This window comes from Thauera sedimentorum (assembly GCF_014489115.1).
Lineage (GTDB): Bacteria > Pseudomonadota > Gammaproteobacteria > Burkholderiales > Rhodocyclaceae > Pseudothauera > Pseudothauera sedimentorum.
Genome location: NZ_JACTAH010000001.1, coordinates 1,681,940 through 1,701,156, shown reverse-complemented (window position 1 = coordinate 1,701,156; position 19,217 = coordinate 1,681,940). Strand labels below are relative to the sequence as shown.

The window sequence follows — 19,217 nt, the reverse complement described above, 5'->3', positions numbered from 1 at the left end:
TACTAGCGCCAGGCCCAGGCACCCGGGCGCACCAGGGCATGCAGCTCGTCGTCGTTTGCCAGCGGAATCGAGAGCATCAGCGCGCCGTCGCCGCGCGTCTGACACAAGGCACCGAGCTCATCGAGCACCGTCTCCAGACGCGCAGGCACGCGCTTGAGTTCCAGAAGTGGCAACCGTGCCTGCAAGGATGCACACAATGCCGAACGGGCCGGCGCGGCAAACTCAACGAGTGCAGGGCGGATGCGGTAGGGAGCGGTCATGGAGGCAGGATGGGCGCACAAAACTGTACGTAATTATAGTTCTCATGCTTACTCAAACTCCAGTCTCGCGCTCGCGTGCGGGCAAGGCTTACATTGCCCGATGGGAGCCTGAGACAATTCGGTCATGAGCAAGATGTCGATCACCGTAAACTGGCACGCCGAATCCGTCGAACAGTCCTGCGCGGCGCTGGATGTCGAACCGTCGCGGGGCCTGGACGATGCGCAGGTGGCTGTTCGCCTCCAGCAGCACGGACCAAACCGCCTGGCGGAGAAACCCAGGCGGCCGGCGTGGCTGAAGTTCCTGGACCAGTTCCGCAGCGTGCTGATCGTCATCCTGCTGGGCGCGGCGCTGCTTGCCGGTTTGATCGGCGATCTCAAGGATGCCGCGGTGATCGCCTGCGTGGTGCTGCTCAACGCGGCGCTCGGCTTCTTTCAGGAGCATCGCGCGGAGAACGCGCTGGCCGCCCTCAGGAACATGCTCGCACCCAGCGCGCGGGTGCGCCGCACGGGCGAACCCAGGGTGGTGCCGGTCGAAGAGCTCGTACCGGGCGACGTGCTGCTGCTGGAGGCGGGCGACCGCGTTCCGGCCGATGCGCGGGTCATCCAGGCGCACGGCGCCGAGGTGGCCGAAGCGGCGCTGACCGGCGAGTCGCAGGCGGTGGGCAAGACGCCCCGGGCGGTGCCTGAGGATGCGCCGCTGGCCGAACGCGACGACATGATGTTCATGAACACCGTAGTCACCCGCGGGCGGATCGAGGCGGTGGTGACCGCCACCGGCATGGCGACCGAGATGGGGCGGCTGGCTGGCCTGCTGGCGGAAACCGCGGAGTCCGCAACGCCGCTGCAGCAGCAGCTCGACGTGCTGGGTAAGCGGCTGGCGCTGATCGCGGCGGTCGTCGTCGGGCTGATGTTCGTGGCCGGAGTGATGCGCGGCGACGACCTGCTCACCACCGCGATGACCGCGATCGCGCTGGCCGTGGCCGCCATCCCGGAAGGCCTGCCGGCGGTGGTGACCGTGACCCTGGCGCTGGGCATGCACCGCATGGCCCGGCGCAACGTGATCGTCAAGAAGCTGGCCGCGGTGGAAACCCTGGGCTGCACCACGGTGATCTGCTCGGACAAGACCGGCACCCTGACCCTCAACCAGATGACCGCGCGCGCCCTCTACGCCCGCGGCCGGCGCCTGGCTGTGGAAGGCGAAGGCTACGCTGCGGCCGGGCGCATCCTTGCTGCCGACGGCGGCGAAACGGGCGATCTGCGGCCGGTGCTGCTGACCGCCGCGCTGTGTGCCGATGCGCGCCTGCGCGACGGCGAACTCGTCGGCGACCCGACCGAAGGCGCGCTGCTGGCGCTGGCCGTCAAGGGCGGCATCGACCCGGCGCGGCAGGCGGCGCGTACCCCGCGGATCGCCGAGATCCCCTTCGATTCGGCGCACAAGTTCATGGCCACCTTCCACCACGACGGCGGCGTGGTGCAAATGTGCGTCAAGGGCGCGCCGGACGTGCTGCTTGCCCGCGCTACCGGTGTGCTGGGCGGGGAGGGCGAGACTGCGCTCGATGCGCCAGCACGCGAGCGTCTGCTGGACGAGAACCGCGCGCTGGCCGGCGAAGCGATGCGCGTGCTGGCGCTGGCCGGGCGGCGCATCCCCGCGGAGCAGTTCGACCCCGAGGGCGAGCTGATGGACTGGGTGCAGGCGCTCACGCTGTGCGGGCTGGTCGGCATCATCGATCCGCCGCGCCCGGAGGCGCGCGAGGCGATCGCGCAGTGCCATGGAGCCGGGCTGCGGGTGAAGATGATCACCGGCGACCATCCGCTGACCGCCGCGGCGATCGGCCGCGAACTGGGGCTGGCCGGCGAAGTGCACGAAGGGCGCGAACTGGACGGGCTCGACCCCGAGGCCACCGCCGCGTTGGTCGAGCGCAGCGCGGTGTTCGCACGCGTAGCCCCGGAACACAAGCTGCGCATCGTCGAGTCGCTGCAGCGTCGCGGCCACGTGGTGGCGATGACCGGCGACGGCGTCAACGACGCGCCGGCCCTCAAGAGCGCCGACATCGGCGTGGCCATGGGCATCACCGGCACCGAGGTCACCAAGGAGGCGGCCACGCTGGTGCTCACCGACGACAACTTTGCCTCCATCGTGCGCGCGGTGCGCGAGGGGCGGACGATCTACGAGAACATCGTCAAGTTCGTGCGCTTCCAGCTGTCCACCAACATCGGCGCCATCCTCACCGTGCTGGGTGCACCCTTCCTCGGGCTGGCTACGCCGTTCACCGCGGTGCAGATCCTGTGGGTCAACATCATCATGGACGGTCCGCCTGCCATGACGCTGGGCGCGGAGCCTGCGCGTCCCGGCATCATGCGCCAGCCGCCGCGCGCCGGGGATGAGGCCATCCTGTCCTGGCAGCGCATGTGGCGCATCGCCCTCTACGGCCTGACCATGGCCGCCGGCACGCTGGGCGCGTATGCGTGGGCGCTCGGCGCCGGAGACGCCGCACGGGCGATGACGCTGGCCTTCACCACCTTCGTGCTGTTCCAGTTCTTCAACATCTTCAACGCCCGCAACGAGCAGCGCAGCGCCTTCAACCGGCAGTTCTTCAGCAACGGCAAGCTCTGGCTCGCCCTGTTGGGGGTGGTGCTGCTGCAGGTGGTGGTGGTCCATTGGACGCCGGCCCAGGCGGTGTTCGACACCGTGGCGCTCACCCCACTGGACTGGCTGGTGGCCACCGCGGTGGCTTCCAGCGTGCTGCTGCTGGAGGAATTGCGCAAGCTGCTGGTCAGGTTCTTCGTCCGGCGCGAGTCCCGCACGCCCTTCCTGTAGGAGCGGCCTTGGCCGCGATACGGCGACCATTTCCCCGCGGAACGCATCGCGGCCAGGGCGCCCCCACGCACATGCCGCCGTCAGGGGCGGACAAGCCTGCCCGCTACCCGGCCGCCCCGGACTCGATTTCCGGAAACAGCGCATCGGTGAAGCCGAAGCGGCTCATGTCGCTGATGCGCATGGGGTAGAGCAGGCCGTTCAGGTGATCGCATTCGTGCTGCACCACGCGGGCGTGGAAGCCTTCCGCCTCGCGTTCCAGCGCCTGGCCCGCGGCATCGAAGCCGCGGTAGCGGATGCGCCGATAGCGCGGCACCACGCCGCGCAGGCCGGGCACCGAGAGGCAGCCTTCCCAGCCGTCTTCCAGCGTGTCCTCAAGCGGGGTGATCTCGGGGTTCAGCAGCACCGTGCGGGGCACCGGCGGGGCGTCGGGGTAGCGCTCGCTGCGCTCGAAGCCGAAGATCACCACCTGCAGCCCCACGCCGATCTGCGGTGCAGCCAGGCCCACACCGCCGGCAGCGGCCATGGTGTCGAACATGTCGGCAAGCAGGTCGGCCAGTGCCGGCGAGCCGAAATCGCGCACCGGCTCGGCCGGCAGCAGCAGGCGCGGATCGCCCATCTTCAACAAGGTTCTGACGGCCATGGTTTCACCTCCTCCCGCAGTGCCGAGCTTCGAGGCGCGCACGTTCCGGCGCCGGCAGTGCTTTGTACATGATCGTCCGGCGGGCGAAAAGCGGTCTGCGAATTGCGGCGCCGGACGGGCCGTCGACCATCCGCGCGAAAAGCATCGAATAAGCCCCTCCGGGCTGTTGCATCGCCCCGCGAACAGCGGTATAGTTCGCCCCCGTCGCGCAACGCACCGCACGACAGACAACGCGGGAATAGCTCAGTTGGTAGAGCGCAACCTTGCCAAGGTTGAGGTCGCGAGTTCGAGACTCGTTTCCCGCTCCAGACATGATCGGGGGCAAGGTGACTACACCTTGCCCCCGATTGCTTTGGACGACGCCCATCATGTCCGGTGACCTGCGTTCCTTCCGCAAGCTGCCCGCCGGGGCCGTGCGTCCCGACTACGGCCGGGGCGGGCTCCATGGCCTGATCGCCGGCGTGCGGCGCTGGCTGGCCGGCAGCCATGACGGCCTGCCCTGGCTGGGGGCGGACGAGGCCCCGCAGCGCCCCGGCGACGTGCTGGTGTTCTGGCTGGTGGATGGGCTGGGCGACGGCTTCCTGCAGCGCTTCGGCGCCGGCAGCGCCTTGCTGGCCCATCGCAGGGGGCGGCTGACCAGCGTGTTCCCCTCAACCACCGCCAGCGCAATCACCACGGTGATGACCGGGTTGGCACCCCGCGCCCACGGCCTGACCGGCTGGTTCATCCACGAGCCGCGCTTCGGCGGCGTTCTGGCCCCCTTGCCGCTGGAGCGGCGTGACGGTGGCGCCTTGCGCGGCCCCTATCTGCAGTCCCGGCTGTTTCCCTATCCCAACCTGTATCAGCAGGCCCGCAAGCCTTGTGTCGTGCTCGCGCCGCGGCATATCGCCTGGTCGGAGTTCTCGCAGCGGCACGCGCGCGGCGCACGCATCGTGGCGCATCGCGGTGCGGACGAACTGGCGGCGCATGCGGTCGATGCAGCGCACGCCTTGCGGCGCGCCGGTGGCGGATATGTCTATGCCTACCACGACCGCTTCGACGGACTCAGCCACCGCTACGGCTCCCGGTCGGCGCCGGTGCTCGAAGAGTTCGCCCGCATCGACAAGGCCTTCGGCAAGCTGCTGGACGGCCTAGCCGGCAGCGGTACCGAGGTGCTGGTGAGCGCCGACCACGGATTCATCGACAACCCCCGCGAGCGCCGCATGCGCATCGACGCCAGCCCGCGAGTCGCGGCCATGCTGGCCGCGCCGCTGTTCGGCGAACGGCGGGCCGCCTTCTGCCAGGTGCGGGCGGGCGCGGAGGCGGAGTTCGAGGCCTGGGCGCGCGAGGCGCTGCCGGGCAGGGGCGTGCTGCGCCGCTCTGCCGAGTTGGTGGAGGAGGGGTTGTTCGGCCATGGCGCGCGCCACAAGCGCCTGGCCGAGCGGGTGGGGACGCATGCCTTGCTGATGGAGCGCGGCTGGACGGTGTCCGACCGCGTGCCGGGCGAGAGCGCGCACGAACTGATCGGTGTGCATGGCGGCCTGAGTGCGGATGAGATGTGGATACCGCTGATCCGGGCTCGTTGCGCCTGAAGCGCTGCGAGACGGGCAAGGGCGCGGCGGCGGATCGCCTCAGTGCAGGTCTTCCTCGTCGGGCACCGGCAGCACCATGATCCCTTCCTCGATCAGCTCTTCAAGGTCGTTGCGGTCGGCCTGTCCACGGATGCTGCGGGATTCCGCATCGCCGTAATGGATGCGGCGCGCTTCTTCGGGGAAGCGTTCGCCCACGTCTTCGGATTCGCGCGCCATGCGGCGCAGCAGCGCCATCACTGCCGCCGCCTCGGGGGTCACGGACGAGGGCGCTGGTGGGGTGGCAGGGGCGATGGTCGGAGCCGTTGCCGTGTTCTCGGCGTCGTTCGCCCGCTGTTGCTGGCGGGTGACCACGTAGGGTGCGGATGGCAGCCGAGAGACCGCCGAGGAGCCGCAGACCGGGCACGTCACCAGACCGCGCGCGCGCTGGTTGTCGAAGGCGTCTGCCGATGCGAACCAGCCCTCGAACCGGTGGTCCTTGTCGCAACCCAGATTGAACACAATCACGCGTCTGCCTCCAGAACGTCCGCTTCCTCTCAGACCGGCGTTCATCCGCCGGGTGCCCGGTTTCCGCACGACCGCTGCAGACGGGGCGGCCAAGGCGGCGGATTATAGCCTGCCGTGGGAACCCGGCAGAGGGTGTTGAAAGTGTGCGCTTACGTGGGTATCCGGAGGGTTGCAGTGACAAGGCTTGTCCGTGCCGACGATCACTCCGGCGAATGTGGGGTCGCGCGCCCCTGGTATTCCTGGCGCTTGGCCAGTCCGTCACGCAGATGGTCGACGAGCAGGCGTACTTTGGGGGAGCGGTGGCGCTGGGCCGGAAACACGGCCCACACGGCGGTGTCCGGCGGTTGCAGGTCGGGCAGCAGCGCCTGGAGACGGCCGTCGCCGAGCGGTTCGCGCACGTAGTAATCGGGTAACTGGCACAGGCCGAAGCCGCGCAAGGCCGCGTCGAGCACCGCCTGGCCGCTGTTGCAGCGCCAGCGCCCGCTGACGCGCAGCGTCCTTACGCTGCCCTCCGACTGGAACGCCCACGTGTCGGAGGTGCCGATCAGGCAGTCGTGCTGGGTGAGATCGTCCAGGGTCGTCGGGACTCCTCGCCGGGCCAGGTAGGCGGGGGCCGCGCACAGGTGCATGACACGTGGCGCCAGGCGTGTGGCCGTCAGACGCGAGTCGGAAAGGCGACCCAGTCGCACCGCCAGATCGAAGCCTTCCTGCACGATGTCCAGCGTACGGTTGGTGAGTTCGATCTCGACGCGCAACTGGGGATGGCGGGCGATGAATTCATTCACCAGCGGCACGACGAAGCGCTCGCCATAGGTGAGCGCGCAAGTCATGCGCAACAGCCCCTTGGGCGCGCCCTCCAGATCCTGCACCGCATGCAGCGCCTCGTCGAAGCCGTCCTGCAGGCGCTGGCAGTGGGCGAGGAAGGTGCGTCCGGTCTCGGTGAGCCGGACCTGCCGCGTGCTGCGGTAGAACAGGCGGGTCTGCAGGCGCTCTTCCAGGCGGGCGATGAGGCGGCTGACGTGCGAGGTCGATACCCCCAGCAGGGCGGCCGCGGTGGCGAAGCGGCCGCTTTCGGCCACGGAGACAAAGGCGTCGATGCCCTCCCAACGGTTCATCTGAAGCGTCCGATTGTTGCCGAATGGCAGTAATGAATTGCACGGATGGCAATTATCCGTGCGCACGAATTTCCTACAATAGGACGATTCCCCCTCCTGCAGAGAGCCTCCTCATGATCAAGTCGCGTGCCGCCGTGGCCTTTGGGCCGAAAGAACCGCTCCGCATCGTCGAAGTCGACGTCGAGCCGCCGAAGAAGGGCGAGGTGCTGGTGCGCATCGTTGCCACTGGCGTGTGTCACACCGATGCGTTCACGTTGTCCGGGGACGATCCGGAAGGCATCTTTCCGGCGATCCTCGGCCACGAGGGCGGCGGCATTGTCGAAGCAGTGGGTGAGGGCGTGAGCTCGCTCGAAGTCGGCGACCACGTCATCCCGCTGTACACGGCCGAATGCCGCGAATGCAAGTTCTGCAAGTCGGGGAAGACCAACCTGTGCCAGGCGGTGCGTGCGACCCAGGGCAAGGGGCTGATGCCCGATGGCACCACGCGCTTCTCCTACCAGGGCCAGCCTATCTACCACTACATGGGCACGTCGACCTTCTCCGAATACACCGTGGTGCCGGAGATCTCGCTCGCCAAGATCCCCAAGGATGCGCCGCTCGAAAAGGTTTGCCTGCTGGGCTGCGGGGTCACCACCGGTATTGGCGCGGTGCTCAATACCGCCAAGGTCGAGGAAGGCGCGACGGTTGCGATCTTCGGCCTGGGCGGCATTGGCCTGGCGGCGATCATCGGCGCCAAGATGGCCAAGGCTTCGCGCATCATCGGCGTCGACATCAATCCGGCCAAATTCGAGATCGCCCGGCAACTGGGCGCGACCGAGTTCGTGAATCCGCAGGATCACGACAAGCCGATCCAGGAGGTGATCGTCGACATGACCGACGGCGGCGTCGATTACTCCTTCGAGTGCGTGGGCAACGTCAAGCTGATGCGCGCGGCGCTGGAGTGCTGCCACAAGGGCTGGGGCGAATCGACCATCATCGGCGTGGCTGGTGCGGGCCAGGAGATCAGCACGCGGCCTTTCCAGCTCGTCACCGGGCGGGTCTGGCGCGGCAGTGCGTTTGGCGGCGTGAAGGGGCGCACCGAGTTGCCGAGCTATGTGCAGAAGGCGCAGCGTGGGGAGATTCCGCTCGACACCTTCATCACCCACAAGCTGCCGCTGGAGCAGATCAACGAAGCCTTCGAGCTGATGCACGAGGGCAAGAGCATCCGTACCGTGATCAGCTTCTGACCATGAGCGCGATTCTGGAACAGATTGCCGCGAACCGGGCGTTCGGCGGCTGGCACCGCCGCTACCGGCACCGCTCGCAGACGCTCGGCTGCGACATGGTCTTTGCCGTCTACCTGCCGCCGCAGGCCGAACACGGCCCGGTACCGGCGCTCTACTGGCTGTCGGGGCTCACCTGCACGGACGAGAACTTCATGCAGAAGGCCGGCGCGCAGCGCGTGGCGGCCGAGCTCGGCATGGCGCTGGTTGCGCCCGATACCAGTCCGCGTGGCGATGATGTGCCCGGCGACCCCGAGGGCGCGTGGGATTTCGGCCACGGTGCCGGCTTCTACGTGGACGCCACGCAGGCGCCCTACGACCGCCACTACCGCATGTACACCTACGTTACCTGTGAGTTGCCGGCGCTGGTCGAGGCGCACCTGCCGGTCGATGAGCGGCGCGGCATCTCCGGCCATTCGATGGGCGGACACGGCGCGCTGATCTGCGCGCTGCGCAATCCGGGGCGCTACCGGTCGGTGTCGGTTTTCGCGCCGATTGGCAACCCGACCAGCTGCCCGTGGGGACACAAGGCGTTTTCACGTTATCTCGGTGAGGATCAGGCCGCGTGGCGCGATTGGGATGCCTGCGAGCTGATTACCCGCAATGCAGGGCAGGGCGAGGTGCTGCCGATCCTGGTCGACCAGGGAACTGCCGACTCCTTCCTCGACGAGCAACTGAAACCCGAGGTCCTGGCCCGCACCTGCGAGGCTGCGGGACATCCGCTGAACTTGCGCCTGCAGCCCGGGTACGACCACAGCTACTACTTCATCGCGAGCTTCATCGAGGACCATCTGCGCCATCATGCCGCGGCCCTCATCGGCTAGGCGGAAGGTCGAGCCCTTCGACCTGCACGTTCCGCGGGTGGCGACAGCGTCGTCTACCCGCGGTATCCACCGCGGCGCATCCCGACCGACGGGCCCGGCGGGCAAAACTAGATCTGGGCGAGGAAACTCTCCGGACTCCATGCGGCATGGCCCCAGCCGGCGCTATCGTTTCCTGTGTGGATGCTGGCTGCTGACCTTTGTGCTGATGGACGTCTTCTTCGTGCTCTTCGGCCTGGTGTCGGTCGACCTCGTGCAGACGCTGATGGCGAATTTCGAGTTACTCAACCGCTGCGGCGTTACGGTCGTCGCCGAGGGCGCCCTGCACCAGCTCGCCGGCCTGGCGTTGTAGGGGTACCTGGCCGCGGCGTTCTACCTGGGCTTCAAGCTGTGCGAGAAGGTGCTGGTTGACCGGATGAACACCGGCCGATCATCCCGCGGGCGTGATGGCGAGGCGGATGCGCCCGGACCACAGCCGGCCAGCAAGAAGAAAACCACGCGCTAGGCGTGGTTCGTTGGTGCGCTCGCTGAGCGATGGTGCCCGGGACGGGACTCGAACCCGTAAGGCTTGCGCCGGCGGATTTTAAGTCAAGGGGCGCACGATACAGCACGCGAACACACAACGCCACACCATACGAATCATCATCTTGCGTGGTGTGCGGTTGCGCTCTTGTGTGACTCAAGGTGCCGCGGCGTGGTCAGATGTTACGCACGATTTACGCACGTGGCGGAAGGTGGGAAGGTACAATCCCGACGCCGCCCGGGTGATGAAATTGGTAACCATAGTGGACTTAAAATCCACCGCCGATAGGCTTACGGGTTCGAGTCCCGTCCCGGGCACCAGCGCTATTACGGTGCATGGAGTGGTCATAGTTCGCGGCTAACGTTAATCTCGTTGCATGAGCTCCACGAACCTTCCAGAACTGCGGCTGACCGAGGATGAACGTAAGGTACTCGCGCTTCTCGATGCCGCGCCACCAAGTTTCGCTCGGCATTGCTTCCGATCCGCTATCGAGCATCTTAGACGCGCATTGCTGATTCAGGACTTGGATCCAGCAATGGCGATGTTCCGAGGAATAACAGCAGAAGAGGAGGCGGCCTCAGGGTTGATGCGGGCGCTCTTAGCGAAGCACTACCCGAATGCGCACTTTCTGAACCCACGCGATCATGTGCAGAAGCAAGCTGTCACGCCGTTTCTACGGATTCTCTTGCACCACATGGCTGAATTCAAATTCGACGGCGTTCGTAGGATCGGCCTGGCGATCAAGAAGGTCGATGGAGTGGATCGTCTTGTCGTCGGGATCCTGCTAGATGGCGACGCTGAGCAACTAGTTGCGGCGCCCGTCCCGCCGCTTGAGTTTCAGCTGCGTGAAGGTGAAGGGGAAGGATTTCCAGATTTGTCGCGTAGCATTCAGATGCTGCTGCAATCAACGGGCTATTCAGACACGCTGCGGTTCTTGAAGGCCGAAGCGAACTTGAGGAATCGGATTCTCTACGCCGGAGAGAAGGGATATCCGCGAGTCAGCACTTTGAACCATGAGTTCCTTGCCGACCGTCAGCGACGAGTTTTCATGATCCTGAAAACGGCACTTCTCATTCTTCCGTACGACCAAGTCCAGTCCTTTGCGGCCGATGCGCTCGAGAGGTTTCTGCGCTTGGTCAATCGCATCTCAGAAGCTGCGAAGCCCAGAAGCGGCGAAGTAGTTAGTGAGTAGTCGGTGTGAAGTCCGGCGTTCGCGTGCGGCTATGAAGCCACCGCTGCGGCGCCCTCTAGTTCCTTCAGAATATCGACAAGGGTGTTGGCGTCTCTTAAAGAGACAGTATCGACTCCGACACTTCTCCTGCCCAGCGTGATTGAAACTCGGTGCACTGAAGCAGGAGCCGTGGAGATCGCCCCGGGCGAGGTCGAACCGGAGTTGCCGCTCCGCGGGGCGTCAGAGATCGCGGAACTGCCGGACTCCGTAGCCTGGCGCTTCTGCGCCGCGACCCGGCGCCGCGTTTCTGCGGCCTCGATCTTGCCCAGCAGGGCGATCTGTTCCTTCAGGTAGCCGATATCGCGCTGAAGGCGTGCCGCTTCCTCAGTGTCGCCCCGCACCTTCGCCCTTTCGATTTCGATCTGTAGCAGGGCGATCTGCCGTTCCCGTGCGGCCCTGTCACGTTCAGCTCGGGCGCGGTCGACTTCCTCTTCGGTTCCTTCCAGTTCGAGCAGGCGCAGGCGCAGATCCTCGACGCCGTCGCTGGCGCCTTGGGTGAGATCGGCCTGGCGGCGATCAAGCGTCTCCATCGTCTCGATGAACTCTTGTGCGGCCAGTCGGCCCATCTGGATCGAATGGGCGACAGAGCGCATTCCCAGCCCAGTGGCGCTGGCCGCATCCGCTGCTCGCTGTGCGGCGCGGCCCGCCTCGTCGGCATATCGGCTGGCCGCTGCAGCGCCCTGTAGCCAGGGCACCGATACACCGCTCACAGCGTCGTTGTGACGCCGGGCGGCGTCGACCAACGATTCGGCGGCATCTTTGGCGGCGGTTGCGGCGGCCTTAGCCTCGGTGGCGATCGACTTGGCTGCGGCGGCGGCTTCGCTCAACCCGGCCGCTACTTCCGTGCCAGCGTCGCCCACCTCGCTGGTGGCCCTGGCCGCCTCGGTCATGCTGCTGACGATCGCCTTGCCCGATTCGTTCGCCTTGATGCTGAGCCCATGTTGCGCAGCTTGTGCCGCAAGGGCGCTGTCGGCTACACCACCGTTGGCGGCAATGGCCGCTTCCGCGTAGTGGCGGAAGGCATCGGCCTGCTCGCGGGTGGAGCCACCGAGCTTCACGACCGCCTCATAGGCTTCGCGCAGGCCCGCGGCGGTCTTCTTCAGTTCGGCGTCGGAGGTGATGCCCAGGCGCTTGAGTGCTTCGCCCACGCTGTTGATGCCGGGCGTCAGCTCGTCGGACTTGCCCTTGATCCGGTCCAGCGCGGTGGCTACCTGGTCGGCGGAGAGGATGCCGGCGCGGCCCATCGCCTCGACCTTGGCAATGAGGGCGTCGAGCGCCGCAGTGCTATCGGCCTTGGCCAGCGCCTGCCCGATGGCAGCCTCGACGGCCGCGCCTGTCTGCTCGGCGCTGGCGCCGGTGCGCTCCAAGGCCAGGACGATGCCGTCGACCCCGTCGATCGCTTCCTGCGCGGCCGGGCTGACTTGCCCCAGCGCCTGCGCGGCGTTGATGCCCAGCCGGGCGAAGCTCGCCGCGAGCACCTGGTCGTTGATGCGGGCCAGTGCCTCGGCGCCGAAGTGACCCTGGCTGAAGGCCATCTCGGCCTGAATGGCGAACTCGCGCAATTCCTTGGTCGTGAGCTGGGCAAGGCGATCACGCAGGGCCGAGTCGATTTGCTCGCCGGTGGCGTACGCGGACTCCTTCAGCAGCGCGAGGTCGGCCGACAGCCTGCTGATGCCGTCCGCACTGCCAATGTCCGCGGCCTCGACGACCTTCTTGAGCTCCGAAGCCGTGCTGGCGGCATCGGTGTTGATGCCTTGAAACTGCCGTTGCACCTCGGCGAGCTGGAAGCGGGCGCCTTCCGCCTCGGTGGCGAGCAGGCGCAGTTGTGGGGTGACCTTGTCCTCGGGCTGGTCGAGCGCCTGGTCTACCGCCGCGCCGAGCTCATCAGCATGGGCCTTGCCTTCGGTGAACTTGCCGATGAGAGTGCCAATCCCGACCACCAGGGCGCCCACCCCGGAACTGATCATCGCCACGCGCAGCGCGCCCAGCGCACGCACCTTGGCCCAGATCGCCGCGGTGGCGGTCGTGATGGTGCCAGTCAGGGCAATCATCGGGGCGGTGGCAGCCTTGCCTGCGCCAGCGAGCAGGCCTGTCGCAGCCGCGGCCAGATTCAGCCCTCGGGCGGAGGAAGCCGCAGCGGCTGCCTGCGCATTCGTGGCGGTGGTGAGAGCCTGAACCGTGCCCACGGCGGCAAGCTGCGCCGCGCCGAAGGCCTGCACCGCGCGCACGGCCTTCATGGCGAACACCGCCACCATGACCTCCCCGGCACGGGTAGCCACCGTGACCAGCTCGTCGAGGTTGTCGCTGACCATGTCGATCAGCCCCGCGATCTGCTCGGTTGCGCCGCTCGCCCGGTTGGCCTCGCCGATGTACACCTGCCAGGTGTTGCTCAGCTTGGTGAGCGCATCGGTGACGGTCGTACTCATGCCCTCGGTGGCCTGGCGGTTGGTGTCCACCGTCTGGCGCAAGCCTTCGTTCAGGTCGGCCAGCGCCAGCTTTCCGGTCACGCCGAGCTTGCGGATTTCCTCGGCGCTCTTGCCGGTGGCGGTGGCGACCGCATCGACGACCGTGGGCATCGAGGCGAGGATGCTCTGCCAAGCGTCGGCGTCGATCTTGCCCGACTGCACCGCCTTCGAGTAGGCATTGACCGCCGAGGCGGCCTTCTCAGCGTTGGCGGCGTTGGTGGCGAGCAGGTAGGAGAACGAATCGGTGATGTCCAGCGCCTGCTCGGTGCTGTAGTGCATGCTGCGCAGGGCGTCGGCCGTGCGGATGTAGAGTTCCTGCGCTTCGGCGAGCGGGCGATAGACGGTGTTCGCGGTGTCGAGCAGGCGCCGCTGCACCAGGTCGTACTCTTCGCTGCTGGCGGTGGCCATGCCGATGCGCTCGGCCATCTGACCGTAGGCGTCGGCCACGCCAATCATGTCGCCGATGTAGCCCTTCACCTGGCCGATGGCGAACACGCCCGCCACCGCCTTTGCGACGCCCGAGAGCTTGATCTGCAGGCTGTCGGTTGCGCCGCCCAGGGCGGTCATCGCCCCCTGTGCTTCCTGCGCTTCGCGGCCCATGGCATCGATGCCTTGGGCGCCGCGGGATGCGGCTCGCTGGATGTTGGTGATCCGGCCGCTCAGGTCGTCGGCCGCAGCCGCAAGGCGCTTCTGCTCGTCGCCCAGCGCTCGGGTGTTCACGCCGGCTTCCTTCAGGAAACTGCTCGTCGCCTGCATGACGCGGTTCTTCGCGCCGAGTTCGGCCGACAGGCGCCGCGCGCCGGCGATGGTCTGGTCGTACTCGCGCGCGAGCGTCTTTTCGACGCTGGCCGCTTCCCGGGCGGCCTTGCCGGCGGCGCGATGCTCGGCCGACAGCTCACCGACACTGGTGCGGGCAGTCTTCAGTTCGGCGCGATAGCTGGCGAGTTTGTCTCGCGCGGCCAGTACCTGCTGGGCGTACTCGTCCGTGGCACCACCGCTTTCACGGAACTTGGCGCGGGCCGTTTTGAGCTCGGCCTTGGCGCCGGCAACCGCGTCCTTCAGTTCGGCGTAGCGGCTACGCGCCGAGGCCAGCCGGGCGGCGGCATCGGCCTGCCCTTCGGCGGCCGCGGCCGCATTGGTCCGTGCCTCGTCGAGGCTCGTCGCCAGCGCATCGATGTTGCCCTGCGCCGCCCCCATCTCGCGCCCGAGCACGGCCGTTTCGCGCTTCAAGGCGATGAGCGTTTCGACGGCGCCCTGCTGGGAATCGAGCGCGGCGACTTCTGCGGCAAGTGCCTTCAGCTGGGGGGAGGCTTCACCGGCGTGCTCGGCCGCGGCGGCCAGTTGTTCGGAGAGCGAGCGAATCGAACTGGTGCCCTCGACTTTCGCCGAGAGCGCCAGTCCGACTTCATTGGTGCTGACCAGCGCCATGGTCAGAGCGACTCGGGCAGTTCGAGCTCTTCGCCCTGGCGAAGGATGCGCTCGCCGTACAGATCAGGCATACCGGGCTCCCGGCGCTGAACCTTGAGCTCGCGGAACAGATAGTAGGTGCTGCCGCCTGCGAGGCTTACGGCGGCGGCAAGCCGGGCACCCGCAATCTCGAGTTGATCGACAGCGGCGTCCCACTGCGCGGCGTACCTGAGTTGAACCGCGGCGCCGAATGCCTTGCGGGCGTCGTCCGCGCGGGCCTCAGCTTCACGTTCATCGCCTTCGAGTCGGGTGAGTTCGGCGTTCAGTGCGTCGATCACCGCCTGCTGGCGGCGGACCTGCTGATCGAAGACGGCGCGCGCCTCTTGAGCGTCCTTCAGGCGGGCGTCGGCTTCCTGCATCGCGCGCTCGTTGCCTTCGGCGACGCTTTGCGCGTAGGCCTGCGCGGCGATCTGTTCGGCTTCGTCAAACTGTGCGGCAGCCGTGTCCTGTTCCGCCTGCATCGCCGCCAGCCGGTTCTGAACCTGAGTGTGGCGCGCTGCGATGGTGGCGATCTCACTCTTTGCTGCCGCGTAATCAGTGCGGGCGGCGTCCATGTCGCGGCCGCACGACTCGACCTTGCGAAGGTACGCCATGCGCTTTTGCAGACCCGCGATCGTGTCCCGGGTCAGATCATTGACACGCGAACGCGCAGTCTCGATCTGCCCGCCCAGTGCCGAGAAGCGCCGCTCAGGTTCGGTGACCTGCGAGGTGTGGCCGCCCGTCGGAAGTTTGATGCTGGCCCGCTCGGCTTCCAGCGCGGAGATCTTCGCTTCGAGGTCGGCCACCTCGGCCACTGCCGCGTCGTGTTCGCGCTGCAGGGCTTCGATGCGGGTCTTGATGGATGTCGCCATGTCGATGTCCTCATTGTTGGTAAGTGCATCATGGCGGGGTGGGGAGGTTGTCGCCTGTAGACGAATTTCCTTCTCGCGCCTACTTGGCGCTGCAATACGCATACTCGAGTTCGGCTGATAGTCGCTAGCCGAGTCGGTCGATCTTCAAACGTGCGTCTTCCATGTGGCGAACAAGAGCGTCACGACACTGGCGCCAATCATCGGAAAACCGGCGATCACCGTCCATCGCGTCGACGAATCTTTCGGCGAGCAAGAGCGCCCGACGCCATGTGTCAGGCGGGACGTCTGGATGTAATCGTGCTGGCTGCAGCTGATCCGGCAATGCTCCGCTGTTACGTGGCTGGAACGCCATCGGCAGCATGTCATACGCTGGCGCGAGGTGATATGGCCGCCCATGCTCGCTGACGAACGAGAGGTTGCCGTTGTGCATGTCAGTGTTGCCAATCAATGTTCCGTAGGCATACAGCAAGGCAGCGCCGGCCGCCGCTTCGGCCGTGATAGTGCCTTGCGCCGCGAGCCGCGTGGTTAAGAGAGGCCACGGCGAGCGGGCGTCTCCAATGAACTCGGCTTCGACGGACGCAAGTGAGTGAAGGGCGCGACGGCCCAGGGAACCCACCCGGTCAAACCGTTCGATCTCAAGAAAACGCCGGCCCCCCACATCGATCAAGCGAGAGTGAGATGCTTGAACCCCCGCGTCAGCTAACACTTGTGCAGCGACATGCTCTGCTGCGAGGAGATCGCTCCAGCGGCGCGCGACAGGGTTGTCCTCCGAAGAGGTGAACTTGACGAGTACGTGCTGCGACGTGAACGCCAGAAACTTTGGTTGCTCGCCGCCGGCAGAGGATCCGGGCAAATCGCCTCGCTCAGCTGCCTCCGCAAGAGCCGGAAACTGTTCCGGGGCCACAGGGGTTGGCTCCGGAGCATTGATGAAGCGGTCGCGCGCGACGTCACCTAACAGGAGATTCCCCACGACGTCTTCACCGTGTGCCAAGAGCGCACGCAACATGTGCGCATCGGACCATTCGGATAGCCGTGGCGGCAATCCCAGTCTGTCGGCATGATGTTCTGCGAAGGCGCGACCAAGGAATCCCTGTGGGCACATATCCAGTATCCACCAGGGCAAGCCGTCGCTGTGCAGGGTGCGGCCGTCTTCTTGGCGCATGACGAACCCTTCTGGCCGCACTGGGATCAGTACGCCAAGACGGCGAAGCTTGCCGTCCGCAGTGACGCGATAGACCGGAATGTCACTCAACTCCCGATCGAAGTCGCGCAAAGCGTACTGAATTGATCTGCCTGCTTCAATACGCACAACGTCGTCGCCGAGCTCGTTCACGGCGCGCGACACCGTTGGCTGGCTTACGCAAAGCTTTTCAATAAGTTGCCGTGCCCTCAGTGGGCCTTGTCTCAGGAGCAGGCGGAGATTTTCGGCATGAGCGGACATGTTCGTGAATCGATTGTTGAATAGAATTTTGAATTATACGGCACGGTGCGATCTCTGTAATCGATCACGTCACGAAGTGCGGGCGGCATGGCATCGCGCCGTCGAATGTTCTCTGCCCATGCGCATGAGTCGAGGCGGGTGGTGGTGTTATCTCTCGGGCATTTCCTAGCGGGAAAGGTAAGCGCTGCGGCCCGCACGCCGCTGCATGCGCGGCAGGGCTGCGGGCGGCGGCGGGGAGGCGGGCCGATGCACGGGCGCGGGTTGATCAGGCGGCGGCTCGGGCGCTTGCGGGGCCGGCTCACCCGTGGCCGGTTTGGCCGGCGGGGCGGTGGCGTCTGGCGGTGGAGTGAAGAACAGATCGTTCTGCACCGGTTCGACCTTCTGCCGCACGCGCTCCCACTCGGCAGCGCTGTATGCGTGGAGGCCCAGGTAATACGCGCCGGCCAGGTTGTAGACGAAGGTATCGAGGGCCTCGTTACGGTCGCCGGGCTTCTTCACCCACTCGGACTTCACATGCCCCTTCACGTAGCGCGCCAGCTTTTTCTCTGCGACGACCTGGTCGAAGTAGTCGTCGGGCAGATCCTTGGAGAAGTGGCACGCACCAGGGCCGGAGTTCAGAGACAGGCGGCCGTGAATCCAGTCCTTCGCCGTATCGGTGCCGACGAACCACAGTTCGGCGCCGTCGCTGATGGTGCTTCCTCGCCAGGACACGTCGACCTTGCGCGGGCGCTGTGCCATCACCGGGTAGTTCGGTTTGGAGGCGCCCTTGATACCGAGGATGTTGCGGTGCCGGCGGTTGCGCACGAAGTTGTAGACGTCCTGTGTGTTGCTGCCGCCGGTGTCGATGCAGCAGGCGACGATGCGCATGGGCACGCCGCGATGGTTGAGGATGGGGGCGTTCAGGATCTCGTCGAGTTGCTTCCAGACCGCATCCTGCGCCGGGTTGCCCCACAGTACGCGGTAGGCGACGACCCAGTTCTCGAGCCCTTCGCCCCAGGCCTTGATCTCAAGCTCTAGGCGACTAGGCTGGGTATCGACGGCGGCGGTCAGCACCAGGCCGCCGCGCGGCACGATACCGAGTGGATAGGCCTCGGCCCGCGAGCGGAGCTCCTCGGCCTTGGTTGAGGCCACGGCCGCATCCCATACCTTTGCAAGCCGGGTGTTGTAGAAGACCTGCATCGGTTCCGGGTCGCCCTGGTCGAGCCGCTTCTTCGCCTTCAGGTACTGGCGGGCCAGCGATAGCCAGGACAGGAAACCGAGCGGGGCATACAGGGCGTTCAGGTGGAAGCTCTCGGTCTGGCCGTCGCCGAGCTGCTCCGGGCGCCATTCTGCGCTGCCGCCCATTTCCCGGTCGGGCAGGAAGCGGGCCTTGTCGGCCTCGTCAATCTCGCAGCCGCAGTGCGGGCACACATACCAGGCGCGCGTCGGGCGCTCGTCGTTGTCCCAGCGCATGCCGCCGAAGGCGGTGGAGCCGTCCTGCTGGCGAACCTCCACGCTCCATTCGAGCACCTGGTGCGTGTCGCAGTGCGGGCAGGCCACCCAGTAGCGGTTACGCGTGCCGGCGTTGTACAGGGCATCGATGCGGCTCAGCCCTTCGATGGTGGGTGAGCTGGTGAGCAGCACCTTCGCGTTGTATTCGAAGGTGCTGGTGCGGGTCTCCGCCAGTTCCACCGGGTCGCCTTCGCCGCCGACGTTGCCCTCCCAGCGGTCGATCTCGTCGCCATAGACGTAGCGGGCCGGGATCTCGGCCAGGTTCGAGGCGCTGCCCGCGGTGGTGATGTAGAGCGTGCCGCCGTCGAATTCCTTGGTGTCGGTGGTGTTGCGGCTGTCGCGGCTACGCGGGGCCGCGACCCGCTCGCGCAGTTCGGGCACCAGCTTGATGGCGTCCGAGATCCGCGCGGAGACGCGCTTGGCGATGTTGGCTGTGGGTAGAAGCACCAGCACGTTTGCGGGCGCCTGGCAGATGATCGAGCCGATCCAGTTGAGCGCGGTCTGCGTCTTGAGCAACTGCGACGGGCCGTTGACCACCACCCGCCGGCAGGGGTGGGAGGGCGACAGGCTGCGCATGATCTGCCGGGCGAACGGGGTGCGCTCGGTGCGGTAGCGGCCGGGCTCGGCGCTCTTGCCTTGCGGCAGGATCATGTGCGCATCCGCCCAGCGGTCCACCGGCAGGTCGGAATCCGGCGCGAGACCGGCTTGCGCCGCCCGCAAGGCGATCAACCCGCCGTGCGACAGCCCGTCCACGTGG

14 protein-coding genes and 2 tRNA genes are annotated in these 19,217 nt (G+C 66.6%); 8 read left to right on the top strand and 8 right to left on the bottom strand.

Going from position 1 to position 19,217, the window contains the following annotated elements:
* Nucleotides 1-2: 2 nt before the first annotated feature.
* Nucleotides 3-149 (bottom strand): hypothetical protein, encoded by a 147-nt coding sequence (locus IAI53_RS07715; RefSeq protein WP_187717529.1) that lies wholly within the window; start codon nt 147-149, stop codon nt 3-5.
* Between the two features lie 235 nt (nt 150-384).
* On the opposite strand from IAI53_RS07715, the gene IAI53_RS07710 reads away from it, so the two are divergent.
* The gene (locus tag IAI53_RS07710) at nt 385-3,078 is read left to right on the top strand and encodes a cation-translocating P-type ATPase (protein WP_225433172.1); all 2,694 of its coding nucleotides are present in this window, start codon (nt 385-387) and stop codon (nt 3,076-3,078) included.
* 103 nt (nt 3,079-3,181) lie between these two features.
* Here IAI53_RS07710 and def read toward each other — a convergent pair whose 3' ends face one another.
* Nucleotides 3,182-3,718 (bottom strand): peptide deformylase, encoded by a 537-nt coding sequence (gene def / locus IAI53_RS07705; protein WP_187717528.1) that lies wholly within the window; start codon nt 3,716-3,718, stop codon nt 3,182-3,184.
* A gap of 232 nt (nt 3,719-3,950) precedes the next feature.
* On the opposite strand from def, the gene IAI53_RS07700 reads away from it, so the two are divergent.
* Both IAI53_RS07700 and IAI53_RS07695 read left to right on the top strand, forming a co-directional pair.
* A tRNA-Gly gene (locus tag IAI53_RS07700) sits at nt 3,951-4,026 on the top strand.
* A 60-nt stretch (nt 4,027-4,086) separates the two neighbouring features.
* Nucleotides 4,087-5,289 carry an alkaline phosphatase family protein gene (locus IAI53_RS07695; RefSeq protein ID WP_187717527.1) on the top strand — a complete coding sequence of 401 codons (1,203 nt, stop codon included), beginning with the start codon at nt 4,087-4,089 and terminating at the stop codon, nt 5,287-5,289.
* 39 nt (nt 5,290-5,328) lie between these two features.
* Here IAI53_RS07695 and IAI53_RS07690 read toward each other — a convergent pair whose 3' ends face one another.
* On the bottom strand, nt 5,329-5,793 hold the full coding sequence (locus IAI53_RS07690; RefSeq protein WP_187717526.1) for a DUF1178 family protein: 465 nt from the start codon (nt 5,791-5,793) through the stop codon (nt 5,329-5,331).
* Nucleotides 5,794-5,993: 200 nt separating this feature from the next.
* On the bottom strand, nt 5,994-6,908 hold the full coding sequence (locus tag IAI53_RS07685) for a LysR substrate-binding domain-containing protein (protein WP_187717525.1): 915 nt from the start codon (nt 6,906-6,908) through the stop codon (nt 5,994-5,996).
* 113 nt (nt 6,909-7,021) lie between these two features.
* Here IAI53_RS07685 and IAI53_RS07680 point away from each other — a divergent pair, with 113 nt between their 5' ends.
* The 5 genes from IAI53_RS07680 (at nt 7,022) to IAI53_RS07660 (ending at nt 10,706) form a co-directional block, all read left to right on the top strand.
* The gene (locus IAI53_RS07680; protein WP_187717524.1) at nt 7,022-8,134 is read left to right on the top strand and encodes an S-(hydroxymethyl)glutathione dehydrogenase/class III alcohol dehydrogenase; all 1,113 of its coding nucleotides are present in this window, start codon (nt 7,022-7,024) and stop codon (nt 8,132-8,134) included.
* 2 nt (nt 8,135-8,136) lie between these two features.
* Entirely contained in the window at nt 8,137-8,994 is an 858-nt protein-coding gene (gene fghA / locus IAI53_RS07675; RefSeq protein ID WP_285891453.1) for an S-formylglutathione hydrolase, read from the top strand.
* 205 nt (nt 8,995-9,199) lie between these two features.
* Nucleotides 9,200-9,343 (top strand): hypothetical protein, encoded by a 144-nt coding sequence (locus tag IAI53_RS07670; RefSeq protein ID WP_187717523.1) that lies wholly within the window; start codon nt 9,200-9,202, stop codon nt 9,341-9,343.
* 406 nt (nt 9,344-9,749) lie between these two features.
* A tRNA-Leu gene (locus tag IAI53_RS07665) sits at nt 9,750-9,834 on the top strand.
* Between the two features lie 56 nt (nt 9,835-9,890).
* The gene (locus IAI53_RS07660; RefSeq protein ID WP_187717522.1) at nt 9,891-10,706 is read left to right on the top strand and encodes a hypothetical protein; all 816 of its coding nucleotides are present in this window, start codon (nt 9,891-9,893) and stop codon (nt 10,704-10,706) included.
* Between the two features lie 29 nt (nt 10,707-10,735).
* Here IAI53_RS07660 and IAI53_RS07655 read toward each other — a convergent pair whose 3' ends face one another.
* The 4 genes from IAI53_RS07655 to IAI53_RS07640 all read right to left on the bottom strand — a co-directional run bounded on the left by IAI53_RS07655 (nt 10,736) and on the right by IAI53_RS07640 (nt 19,213).
* Complete coding sequence (locus IAI53_RS07655; RefSeq protein WP_187717521.1) at nt 10,736-14,638, bottom strand: tape measure protein; 3,903 nt, start codon at nt 14,636-14,638, stop codon at nt 10,736-10,738.
* Between the two features lie 2 nt (nt 14,639-14,640).
* Nucleotides 14,641-15,528, bottom strand: coding sequence for a coiled-coil domain-containing protein (locus IAI53_RS07650; protein WP_187717520.1), 888 nt, complete (start codon nt 15,526-15,528; stop codon nt 14,641-14,643).
* Nucleotides 15,529-15,652: 124 nt separating this feature from the next.
* Complete coding sequence (yjjJ, locus tag IAI53_RS07645) at nt 15,653-16,969, bottom strand: type II toxin-antitoxin system HipA family toxin YjjJ (RefSeq protein WP_187717519.1); 1,317 nt, start codon at nt 16,967-16,969, stop codon at nt 15,653-15,655.
* Nucleotides 16,970-17,134: 165 nt separating this feature from the next.
* Nucleotides 17,135-19,213 carry a phage terminase large subunit family protein gene (locus tag IAI53_RS07640; RefSeq protein ID WP_222948180.1) on the bottom strand — a complete coding sequence of 693 codons (2,079 nt, stop codon included), beginning with the start codon at nt 19,211-19,213 and terminating at the stop codon, nt 17,135-17,137.
* Nucleotides 19,214-19,217 lie beyond the last annotated feature (4 nt).